1 protein-coding gene is annotated in these 1163 nt (G+C 59.5%); it reads left to right on the top strand.

Annotated elements, in window-relative coordinates:
* Nucleotides 1-1163 (top strand): elongation factor Tu (gene tuf / locus V8Z78_RS26970; RefSeq protein ID WP_349732505.1); only part of this gene is annotated, 1163 nt, incomplete at both ends.

The following is a 1163-nucleotide window of genomic DNA, read 5'->3' as shown; positions in this document are numbered from 1 at the left end:
ACCAAGCCCCACGTGAACGTGGGCACCATCGGTCACGTTGACCACGGCAAGACCACCCTGACTGCTGCTATCGCTACCGTGCTGTCCAAGCACTTCGGCGGTGAAGCCAAGGACTACTCGCAGATCGACAACGCCCCCGAAGAAAAGGCTCGTGGCATCACGATCAACACTTCGCACGTTGAGTACGAAACTGCCAACCGCCACTACGCTCACGTGGACTGCCCCGGCCACGCTGACTATGTGAAGAACATGATCACTGGTGCCGCTCAGATGGACGGCGCTATCCTGGTTTGCTCCGCTGCTGACGGCCCCATGCCCCAGACTCGCGAGCACATCCTGCTGTCGCGTCAGGTGGGCGTGCCCTACATCATCGTGTTCCTGAACAAGGCCGACATGGTGGACGACGAAGAACTGCTGGAACTGGTCGAAATGGAAGTGCGCGAGCTGCTGTCCAAGTACGACTTCCCCGGTGACGACACCCCCATCATCCGCGGCTCTGCCAAGCTGGCCCTGGAAGGTGACCAGTCCGACAAGGGCGAGCCTGCCATCCTGAAGCTGGCCGAAGCTCTGGACACCTACATTCCCACTCCCGAGCGTGCTGTTGACGGCGCCTTCGTGATGCCCGTGGAAGACGTGTTCTCCATCTCCGGTCGTGGTACCGTGGTGACTGGCCGTATCGAGCGCGGTATCATCAAGGTCGGCGAAGAAATCGAAATCGTCGGTATCAAGGACACCGTCAAGACCACCGTCACCGGCGTGGAAATGTTCCGCAAGCTGCTGGACCAAGGCCAAGCTGGCGACAACGTGGGTCTGCTGCTGCGCGGCACCAAGCGTGAAGACGTGGAACGCGGCCAAGTGCTGTGCAAGCCCGGCTCCATTAAGCCCCACACCAACTTCACTGCTGAAGTTTACGTGCTGTCGAAGGACGAAGGCGGTCGCCACACTCCCTTCTTCAACAACTACCGTCCTCAGTTCTACTTCCGTACAACTGACGTGACCGGCTCCATCGAACTGCCCGAAGGCAAGGAAATGGTGATGCCTGGTGATAACGTGTCGATCACTGTGAAGCTGATCTCCCCCATCGCCATGGAAGAAGGTCTGCGCTTCGCTATCCGCGAAGGTGGTCGTACTGTGGGCGCCGGTGTGGTTGCCACGATCATTGC

The sequence above is a fragment of the Comamonas sp. wu1-DMT genome, assembly GCF_040187805.1.
GTDB lineage: Bacteria > Pseudomonadota > Gammaproteobacteria > Burkholderiales > Burkholderiaceae_C > Comamonas > Comamonas thiooxydans.
Note: the sequence above shows the minus strand (reverse complement) of the source record. Positions and strands in the feature narration are given on the sequence as shown.